Raw genomic sequence first — 9,784 nt, 5'->3', positions numbered from 1 at the left:
CGAGGAGCATTGTGATGAGTACTGAAGACAAACGCATACGCGAACTGGCACATCAGATCTGGGAGTCTGAGGGCAAACCTCACGGCGAGGACGCGCGACACTGGGAGATGGCGCGCAAACTGGCGGAAGCCGAAGCGCTGACGCCGAGCAAGCTCAAGCCCACTGCCAAGCCCAAGGCAAGCGCACCCAAGCCCCCGCCAAAAGCCAAGCCGGCCGCACCGGCCGCCAGTAAACCAGCACCACCGGCGGCGAAGAAACCCGCGGCGCCGAAAAAGCCTAAGCCTTGAACCCGCGCCTCTTGCCGGTGCCGTCGGCAAGGGGTGATTTCATTTTCCATATTGTCAGCTGAAATTTCGTCAGCACGGCCGCACTCGGCCTGAAAAAAGACCTTTGCAGGAGCAATACAATGAGCAAACCCGACAAAACCCCACCGACGCCGGACAACGAGCCGTCGCGGATCCGTGAAGGTTTGCCCTTCCCGCTTGGCGCGACCTGGGATGGCCTCGGCGTCAACTTTGCACTGTTTTCAGCCAACGCCACCAAAGTGGAGTTGTGCCTGTTCGATGATTCCGGCGAAGTCGAGCTGGAACGCATCGAACTACCGGAATACACCGACGAAACCTTCCACGGCTATCTGCCCGACGCCCACCCTGGGCTGATTTACGGCTACCGCGTGTACGGTGCGTATGACCCGGCCAACGGCCACCGTTTCAACCACAACAAATTGCTGATCGACCCCTATGCCAAACAGCTGGTGGGCGAACTCAAATGGTCCGAGGCGCTGTTCGGCTACACCATCGGCCACCCGGATGACGACCTGAGCTTCGACGAACGCGACAGCGCGCCCTTCGTGCCTAAGTGCAAGGTGATCGACCCGGCCCACACCTGGGGCAACGATCAGCCGGTACGGGTGCCGTGGGACCGTACGATCATCTACGAAACCCACCTGCGCGGCATCAGTATGCGTCACCCTTCCGTCGGCGAGTCCGTGCGCGGCACCTGCGCCGGGCTGATGGAAGATGACGTGCTCAAGCACATCCGCCAGCTGGGTATTTCGTCGGTAGAACTGCTGCCGGTGCACGCCTTTGTCAACGACCAGCACCTGCTGGAAAAAGGCATGACCAACTACTGGGGTTACAACAGCATCGCGTTTTTTGCCCCCGACCCACGCTACCTGGCCAGCGGCAAGATTGCTGAGTTCAAGGAGATGGTCGCGCACCTGCACGAAGCCAAGCTCGAAGTGATCCTGGACGTGGTCTACAACCACACCGCCGAGGGCAACGAGCGCGGTCCGACCCTGTCGATGCGCGGTATCGACAACGCTTCGTACTACCGCCTGATGCCGGATGACAAGCGTTTCTACATCAATGATTCAGGTACCGGTAACACCCTGGACCTGAGCCACCCGTGCGTATTGCAAATGGTCACCGACTCGCTGCGTTACTGGGCGACCGAGATGCACGTCGACGGTTTCCGCTTCGACCTGGCGACCATCCTTGGCCGCTACCGCGATGGGTTTGACGAGCGCCACAGTTTCCTCGTGGCCTGCCGCCAGGACCCGGTACTGCGCCAGTTGAAGATGATCGCCGAGCCCTGGGACTGTGGCCCCGGCGGATACCAAGTGGGCAACTTCCCGCCGGGCTGGGTGGAGTGGAACGACCGTTTCCGCGACACCGTGCGTGCATTCTGGAAAGGCGACGACAGCCAGTTGGCCGACTTTGCCGCCCGCATGACCGCTTCCGGCGAGATGTTCAACCACCGTGGGCGCCGCCCTTACAGCTCGGTGAACTTCATCACCGCCCATGACGGTTTCACCCTGCACGACCTGGTGTCGTACAACGACAAGCACAACGAAGCCAACGACGAGAACAACCAGGACGGTAGCAACAACAACCTGTCGTGGAACCACGGTGTCGAAGGCCCGACAGACGACCCGGAAATCAACGCGCTGCGCCTGCGGCAGATGCGTAACTTCTTCGCCACGCTGCTGCTGTCCCAAGGCACGCCGATGCTGGTGGCCGGTGACGAATTTGCGCGTACTCAGCACGGCAATAACAACGCCTACTGCCAGGACAGCGAGATCGGTTGGATAAACTGGGACTTGGACGAAGACGGCAAGGCGCTGCTCAAGTTCGTCAAGCGCCTGATCAAGCTGCGCCTGGCCTACCCGATCCTGCGCCGCGGGCGCTTCCTGGTGGGCGACTACAACGAAGACATCGGCGTGAAGGACGTCACCTGGCTGGCGCCGGATGGCAACGAGATGACCACCGAACAGTGGCAAGACAGCAACGGTCGCTGCCTGGGCATGCTGATGGATGGCCGCGCCCAAGAGACCGGCATTCGCCGCCCTGGCGCCGATGCCACCTTGTTGCTGGTGGTCAACGCGCACCACGACATGGTCAATTTCCGCCTGCCGTCGGTGCCCCAAGGTGAATTCTGGACCTGCATGCTCGACACCAACGAGCCGGCCGTGCGCGGCCAGGAACGCTTTGACTTTGATCACGAGTACGCGGTGACCGGCCGCTCGCTGCTGCTGTTCGAACTGCAGCGTGACGACGAGGTGTGAGATGGCTTTGCATGGATTCCTTCAGGGCTACCGGGGCTATGCGGACACGCAAGCCCTGGGCGCGGCCCTGAAGGCGCTTCAGGAGGAAGGCCTGGACCAACTGCCCTTGCCGGGCAGCGGCCAGACACTGGCGCGGTTCAGCCGCTTGGCGCAGGTGGCAGGCCATGACCTGCGCCTGTGCAAGCTGTTCGAAGGCCACACCGATGCCTTGGCGATTATTGCCGAGCTCAACAGCCCCTTGCCGCCCTTGGGCAGCACATGGGGCATGTGGGCGGCCGAGCCGCCAACGGCCAAGGTGCGTGTGCTGCAAGAGGGTCATCGCCTCAGGGTGCAAGGGCGTAAAGCCTGGTGCTCCGGCGCGGCGGTGGTGAGCCATGGGTTGATGACCGCCTGGGATGAAGAAGATCGGCAGCAGTTGGTGGCGGTGCACATGGATCAACCCGGCATCACCGTCACTGACGAGGGCTGGAACGCGGTGGGCATGGCCGCCACCGGCAGTGTGGAGATTGTGTTTGACGGGGCCTGGGGGCTGGCCGTCGGTGGACCGGGTGACTACCTCGCCCGCCCCGGTTTCTGGCAAGGCGGCATCGGTATCGCCGCCTGTTGGTATGGCGCGGCGCAACGGCTGGCGGAAGTCTTGCGCGAACACTGCAGCAAGCGTCCCGAGCCGCACGCCCTCGCGCACCTCGGCGCCGTCGACAGCGTATTGAACAGCGCTGCGTGCGTACTGCGCGCCAGCGCCGAACAGATCGACCGCGCACCCAAGGCCGACGCCAGGGAACTGGCCCAGCAGGCCCGTGCCTGCATCGAAGACACTGTTGAGCAAGTGACACACCACGTCGGCCGCGCGGTCGGCGCGGGGCCTTTCTGCAAGGACCCGCATTTTGCCCAATTGATGGCGGACCTGCCGGTGTACATGCGCCAGAGCCATGCCGAGCGCGACTTGGCAGGCCTCGGAGCATTGGTCGCAGGCGACTCCACAGGGAGGTGGCAGTTATGAAACCCAACCCGATTGTGGGCCAGGGCACGCCGCTGCATCACTGGCAGGCCTCAGCGAAAATGGCCGAGCTGCCCCACATCAGCGTCGAACAATTGGTTCCCGAAGGGCATCGTGCCGTGATCATCGCGCCCCATCCGGATGATGAAGTGCTGGGGTGCGGCGGTTTGATGCAGGGTTTGGCGGCGCTGGGCCGGCCGATCCAGCTGATTTCGGTGACCGATGGCAGCGCCAGTCACCCCGGTTCGCAGCGCTGGTCGGTGGAACGCCTGAGCGTGGTGCGCCCTCAAGAGTCTGCCCAGGCCCTGCATCGCCTCGGCTTGCCACTGCACAGCCTGAAATGGCTGCGCGCAGGGTTTGCCGACAGCCAGGTGGCCGCTCGCGAAGCGGAACTCGCCGCGTTTATCCAGCGCTACCTCAAGCCCACCGATGTGGTGTTCACCACCTGGCGCGAAGACGGCCATTGCGACCATGAGGCCGTAGGCCGTGCCAGCGTCAAGGCTGCCCAGGCGGTAGGCGCCACCCTGTATGAGTTGCCGGTGTGGACCTGGCACTGGGCAACCCCGGAAAACAGCCTTGTGCCCTGGCACCGCGCGCGCAAGATCCCGCTGACCTGCGAAGCCGTGGCCCGTAAGCGCCACGCCATCCATGCGTTCGCCAGCCAACTGGAAGGCGACCCGCAGATCGGCCTGGCGCCCGTGCTCGCGCCCTATGTGGTGGAGCGCCTGTTGCAACCCTTTGAAGTGGTATTCGTATGAGTGTGGCTACGCCTTACTTCGACCAACTGTTCGCCGAAAACGACGACCCCTGGGCCTTTCGCCAGCGCTGGTACGAACGACGCAAACGCGCGATGACCTTGGCCATGCTCACGCGGCCTCGCTATGCCTCGGTGTTTGAACCGGGTTGCGCCAATGGCGAACTGAGTTTCGAGCTGGCCGCCCGCTGTGATCGCCTGTTGTGTTGCGACACTGCCTCGGCGGCCGTGGCCCTTGCGCGCAGTCGCTTGCTCGGCTTCCCCCATGCCGAGGTGCAGCAGAGCCGTTTGCCCGAGCAGTGGCCCACCGGCCGGTTCGAGCTGATCGTGCTGAGCGAGTTGTGCTACTACCTGGATGCCGAAGACCTCTGCCGGTTGATCGATCGCGCCCGCGCGTCGTTGACCGCCGACGGCCAGTTACTGGCCTGCCATTGGCGTCCACCTATCGCAGGCTGCCCGCAAACCGCCGAAGAGGTGCATGCCTTGCTGCAGCAACGATTGGCGATGCCGCAGGTGGCCAGCTATCACGAACATGACTTTCTGCTCGACCTGTGGAGCTGCGATGGCACCTCGGTCGCTACCCTTGAGGGCCTGCGATGATCGGCATTCTGATCCCGGTACATAACGAAGAGGCGTTGCTGGGCGACTGCCTGAAAGCGGCACTGATCGCCGCGGCCCACCCTGGCCTGTTGGGCGAAGCGGTGACTATCCTGGTCGTGCTCGACAGTTGCAGCGATGGCAGTGCCGCGATTGCACAGGCCTACCCGGTGCAGTGCCTGGAAGCCCAGGCGCGCAATGTGGGCCATGTGCGGGGTGTGGGCGCACGTCATCTGCTCAATCAAGGTGCGCGCTGGATCTCCTGCACCGATGCCGACAGCCGGGTGGCGCCCGATTGGCTGGTGGCCCAACTGGCACTGGGAGTGGACGCGGTGTGCGGCACCGTGACGGTGGATGCCTGGAGTGAAGATTTCGACCCGGCGGCGCAGATTCGCTATCACCAAGGCTATGAGGCGCGGGACGGTCACCGGCACATCCACGGTGCCAACCTGGGGGTAAGCGCCGGCGCTTATATTCGCGCCGGTGGTTTCGACCCCCTGCCGTGCCATGAGGATGTCCAATTGGTGCGCAACCTTGAGTTGTGCGGCGCCTCTATCGCGTGGAGCCACACCCCGCAAGTGATCACCAGTGCGCGCCTGGACGCCCGTGCACAAGGCGGTTTCGGCGACTATTTGAAGACCCTGATGCACGCTACTTAAAAAAACGACGTTACAAAATGTGAAACCCGGCAATCCTTGTCTATGCTGAGGACGCCTTGCTGGCATTCCTGGAGTGGAGTGCCATGCCATCACCGCGGCGGAGTCTGCGGTGAATAAAAGAGCGTCGTCCCGTCAACGGGGCACGACCCAGCATCAACCGACAAGGATGTGACACCCATGAAGCTTGCTTCCTTAAGCGACGGCCGTAGCGGCCCTGCTCAAATCTGGAACAGCGCCCCACAGCTGGCGCAAATCCCGCCCATTACCCCTTCCGCTTTGGTGCCGCGCGGCGCACGCGTGGTGATTATCGCCCCTCATCCCGGCGACGAAGTATTGGCCTGCGGCGGCCTGCTGCAGTTACTCAGCATGCGGGAACATCCGCTGCAACTGATCTCCATCACCGACGGCAGCGCCAGTCATCCAGGTTCCAACGTGTGGCCAGCCAGCCGCCTCAGCGTGATCCGCCCCCAGGAAAGTGTCGAGGCCCTGCGCCGCCTGGGCATGCCACTGCACAGCCTGAAGTGGATCCGCGGCGGCTTTTGCGATAACGCCCTCGCCGCCCGTGAACCGCAGCTGAGCCCTTTCATTGCGCGCTACCTGCAACCGGGTGATGTGGTGTTCAGCACCTGGCGCAATGACGGCAATGAGGACCACGACGCCGTCGGCCGTGCCAGCGCCAAGGCCTGCAGCCTGGTCGGCGCGCAGCTGTACGAACTGCCGATCTGGGCCTGGCACTGGCCTGCCCGCGAAGGGGCGATCATCCCCTGGCAGCGCGCGCGCAAGGTGCGCCTGGACACCTGGAGCGTGGCGCGCAAACTCCATGCCGCCCATGCCTACGCCAGCCAATTGGCCGGTGATCCGGAGATCGGCCTGCCACCGATGCTGGCCCAGGTGTTACTGGAAAGAATGCGCGAGCCGTATGAGATCGTGCTTACGTAGGCTCCCCACTCGTCTACACCGTTCAGTCCTGGCAGTAGCGCCCTGCCCCACGCTGGAGTGTATCGGCCCACGCGCAAAGGCCCGAGGTGCTTGCCAAGGCGATCATTGGCGCGGGTCACCTGTGACCGAGTCGGCAGCCTTCATCCAATGGGCGCCCCGATAGCGCGAGAGCTGGTAGGCAATTCCCAGCCAGATGAACCAGGCCGGCATTACATACAGCGCCAGGCGTGTGTCCGGCCGCAACGCCAGCAGGCCGAGTACAAACAGCAGAAACGCCAGGGAAAACCAGGCCATCGGTACACCACCGGGCATCTTGTAGAGGGATTTGGCGTGCAGGTCCGGGCGTTTTTTGCGGTAGGCGATGTAGGACGCGAGGATGGTCGACCAGGTAAAGATCACCAGGATCGCCGACACCGTCGACACGATGGTGAAGGCGGTCATCACCTCCGGCACCACAAACAGCAACACCAGCCCCAGGAGCATCAGCAAGGTGGTGAATGCCAGGCTGATAAACGGCACGCTGCTGCTCGACAGGCGCCGGAAGATCCCCGGTGCGTCGCCCAGGTCGGCCAACCCGAACAACATGCGGCTGGCGGAAAACACCCCGCTGTTGGCCGAGGATGCCGCCGAGGTCAGTACCACGAAATTGACGATGCCCGCAGCGGCGGGGAAGCCTGCCACCAGGAACAACTCCACAAACGGGCTCTTGCTTGGCGAGACCTGCTGCCATGAAGTCACCGCGATGATGCACGCCAGGGCCAGCACGTAGAACAGGATGATACGCAACGGGATCGAGTTGATCGCCTTCGGTAAGGTGCGCTCCGGTGCACGGGTTTCGGCGGCGGCGGTGCCGATCAGCTCGGTGCCGGCGAAGGAAAAGATCGCCATCTGGAACCCGGCAAAAAAGCCGAACAGGCCATTGGGAAAGGCCGCCTGTTTATCCAGCAAATGGGTCAGCGATGCGGTAACGCCCGTGGGCGAGACAAACGAACTGGCGATCAGCACCACACTGACGCCGATCAAGGTCACCACGGCGATGATCTTGATGATCGCGAACCAGAACTCCACTTCGCCAAACAGCTTGACCGTCAGTACGTTCAACGCGAACAGCGTGAGCAGCATGCCCACGGCGGGCATCCAGGCCGGCACATGGGGAAACCAGTACTGGAAGAACCCGCCCACGACCACCGCATCCCCCACCACGGCCACGCTCCAGCTCAGCCAGTACGACCAGCCCAGAAAGAACGCCGCACGCGGCCCCAGGTACGCACCGGCAAAGTCGGCGAAGCTCTTGAAGTTGAGGTTGGAGAGCAGCAGCTCGCCCATGGCGCGCATCACGAAATACACGAACAGCCCGATGATCATGTAGATCAGGATGATCGAGGTGCCGGACAGCGCGATGATCTTGCCGGAGCCCATGAACAGGCCGGTGCCGATCGCACCGCCCATGGCCATCAACTGGATATGGCGGTTGTTCAGGGTGCGTTGCAACGCAGGCTTTTCATAAAGCCCGGACGTGGATGTTTTCATCACAAAACCTCTTGTTATGTTTTTGAGTTTTGGCAGAAGAAAAGACGACAGGGTGTTGTTATTGGGATTTGCTTTCGAAACCGTGCAGGACGTTGACGGCATTGATGCCGATCTCATCGACCATGTAGCCGCCTTCCATCACGAACAGCGTGGGCACGCCGACGCTGGCGATGATTTCGCCCATGCCGAGGAAGTCCTGGCTGTCGAGAAGGAAATGGCTGATGGGGTCGTCCTTGAAGGTGTCGACGCCAAGGGAGATCACCAGCACTTCGGGCGCAAAACGGCGCAGTTGCTCGCAAGCGTCGATCAGGGCGGTTTGGTAGTGGGCCCAGGTGGTGTTTTTCGGCAACGGGTAATTCAGGTTGAAGCCCTCCCCCGCACCTGCGCCGCGCTCATCACGGGCACCGGAAAAATACGGGTAGGACACTGCCGGTTCGCCGTGCAGGGAGATGAACATCACGTCCGGACGGTCGTAGAAAATATTCTGCGTGCCGTTGCCATGGTGAAAATCCACATCCAGCACGGCCACGCGCTTGGCGCCTTGGGTGATGGCGTGCTGCGCGGCAATGGCGGCGTTGTTGAGGTAGCAGTAACCGCCCATGTATTCGCGGGCCGCGTGATGGCCCGGTGGGCGACACAGGGCGAAGGCGCTGTAGTGGCCCTCATCGAGCAGCGCCAGGCCGGTCAGGGCGATGTCCGCGCTGGTCTTGACCGCCTCCCAGGTGGTGCTGGTGATCGGGGAACCGGCGTCCATGGCGAAGAACCCCAGCTTGCCGTCAATGAAGTCCGGCACCCGTTGGTTGGCCAGGTCGCGTACTGGCCACACCAGGGGCAATGCGTCATGACTGCGGCCGATGGCGGTCCATTCATCCCAGGCGGTTTCAAGGAACGTGACGTAGAGTTCGCTGTGGGCGGCGACATAACAGGCCCGGTCAAAGCGGCGTGGCGTGATGATATCGCCCAGGCCAACCTGCCTGACGCGGTCACGCACGGTGTCGGCACGGCTTGGTTGCTCGAACGAGGGCTTGAGCACGCCGTCCTTCAGTTCGGTGCCATGGTGCAAACGGTGGTCTTCACTAAATACAGTCAACATGTGTGGGCATCCGCCAGTAAAAGACAGGGTCTATTTTGTTCTGGCGACGCCGGGCTTTCTTTGCTTTTACTTCTGCCACTGGTAGTTTTATCGGGTGTTTTTACCCTTGTGACTGCCCTATATGAAAAATAAAACCAAACAGGTCGTTCTTGATGACACCGATCTCGCCATCCTCGCCCTGCTGCAAGCAGACGCCAGTATTTCCAACGCGCAATTGAGTGAGCGGCTATCCCTGAGCCTCACACCCTGCTGGCGCCGCCGCAAACGCCTGGAAGAAGAAGGCGTGATCAAGGACTACCAGGCCAACCTGGATCGCAAGATGCTCGGGCTGGATATCCTGGCTTTCGTGCATGTGCGTTTCGCGATCCATACCGACCATGCGCCCGACGCCTTCGAGGCGGTGATGAGGGAGCTGCCGCAGGTGTTGTCGTGCCATAAGATCACCGGCGATGCCGATTACCTGTTGCAGGTGCTGGCAGAGGATCTGGACAGCTACAGCGAGTTTGTCGAGAGCGTGTTGCGGCGCCAGTTAGGGATTGCGTCAATTCAGTCGAGCCTGGCGCTGAGGGAGGTCAAGGCGACGAGTCGCGTGGCCATTTCAAAGCGTGAATGAGGGGTATACAGGGGGGGCGGTGTGGCTAAATGCCGC

10 protein-coding genes are annotated in these 9,784 nt (G+C 62.4%); 8 read left to right on the top strand and 2 right to left on the bottom strand.

What is annotated here, in order from left to right; all coding sequences use genetic code 11:
• The first annotated feature begins 14 nt into the window (after positions 1 to 14).
• The 7 genes from QCBJ_RS19535 (at position 15) to QCBJ_RS19505 (ending at position 6,512) form a co-directional block, all read left to right on the top strand.
• Entirely contained in the window at positions 15 to 287 is a 273-nt protein-coding gene (locus QCBJ_RS19535) for a DUF2934 domain-containing protein (protein ID WP_102061376.1), read from the top strand.
• Positions 288 to 406: 119 nt separating this feature from the next.
• Positions 407 to 2,566, top strand: coding sequence for a glycogen debranching protein GlgX (gene glgX, locus QCBJ_RS19530; RefSeq protein ID WP_012724526.1), 2,160 nt, complete (start codon positions 407 to 409; stop codon positions 2,564 to 2,566).
• A gap of 1 nt (position 2,567) precedes the next feature.
• A complete protein-coding gene (locus QCBJ_RS19525; protein WP_093546836.1) occupies positions 2,568 to 3,566 on the top strand; it encodes an acyl-CoA dehydrogenase family protein in 999 nt (332 codons plus the stop codon).
• The gene (locus QCBJ_RS19520) at positions 3,563 to 4,321 is read left to right on the top strand and encodes a PIG-L deacetylase family protein (RefSeq protein WP_102061375.1); all 759 of its coding nucleotides are present in this window, start codon (positions 3,563 to 3,565) and stop codon (positions 4,319 to 4,321) included. Before QCBJ_RS19525 ends, QCBJ_RS19520 begins: the two co-directional genes overlap by 4 nt.
• Positions 4,318 to 4,917, top strand: coding sequence for an SAM-dependent methyltransferase (locus QCBJ_RS19515; protein ID WP_012724529.1), 600 nt, complete (start codon positions 4,318 to 4,320; stop codon positions 4,915 to 4,917). Before QCBJ_RS19520 ends, QCBJ_RS19515 begins: the two co-directional genes overlap by 4 nt.
• Positions 4,914 to 5,573 carry a glycosyltransferase family 2 protein gene (locus QCBJ_RS19510; protein ID WP_012724530.1) on the top strand — a complete coding sequence of 220 codons (660 nt, stop codon included), beginning with the start codon at positions 4,914 to 4,916 and terminating at the stop codon, positions 5,571 to 5,573. Before QCBJ_RS19515 ends, QCBJ_RS19510 begins: the two co-directional genes overlap by 4 nt.
• 177 nt (positions 5,574 to 5,750) lie before the next feature.
• Positions 5,751 to 6,512, top strand: a complete 762-nt coding sequence (locus QCBJ_RS19505) for a PIG-L deacetylase family protein (RefSeq protein ID WP_046036155.1) — start codon at positions 5,751 to 5,753, stop codon at positions 6,510 to 6,512.
• Between the two features lie 102 nt (positions 6,513 to 6,614).
• Here QCBJ_RS19505 and QCBJ_RS19500 read toward each other — a convergent pair whose 3' ends face one another.
• Positions 6,615 to 8,042, bottom strand: a complete 1,428-nt coding sequence (locus QCBJ_RS19500; protein ID WP_046036156.1) for an amino acid permease — start codon at positions 8,040 to 8,042, stop codon at positions 6,615 to 6,617.
• A 58-nt stretch (positions 8,043 to 8,100) separates the two neighbouring features.
• Complete coding sequence (locus tag QCBJ_RS19495; protein ID WP_102061374.1) at positions 8,101 to 9,135, bottom strand: histone deacetylase family protein; 1,035 nt, start codon at positions 9,133 to 9,135, stop codon at positions 8,101 to 8,103.
• 121 nt (positions 9,136 to 9,256) lie between these two features.
• Here QCBJ_RS19495 and QCBJ_RS19490 point away from each other — a divergent pair, with 121 nt between their 5' ends.
• Positions 9,257 to 9,748 carry an Lrp/AsnC family transcriptional regulator gene (locus tag QCBJ_RS19490; protein WP_012724534.1) on the top strand — a complete coding sequence of 164 codons (492 nt, stop codon included), beginning with the start codon at positions 9,257 to 9,259 and terminating at the stop codon, positions 9,746 to 9,748.
• Positions 9,749 to 9,784: the final 36 nt, after the last annotated feature.

The sequence above is a fragment of the Pseudomonas sp. QC2 genome, from assembly GCF_002859085.1.
In the GTDB taxonomy this organism is placed as follows: domain Bacteria; phylum Pseudomonadota; class Gammaproteobacteria; order Pseudomonadales; family Pseudomonadaceae; genus Aquipseudomonas; species Aquipseudomonas petroselini.
The sequence above is the reverse complement of the archived record's forward strand: the minus strand, read 5'-3'. Positions and strand labels throughout refer to the sequence as shown.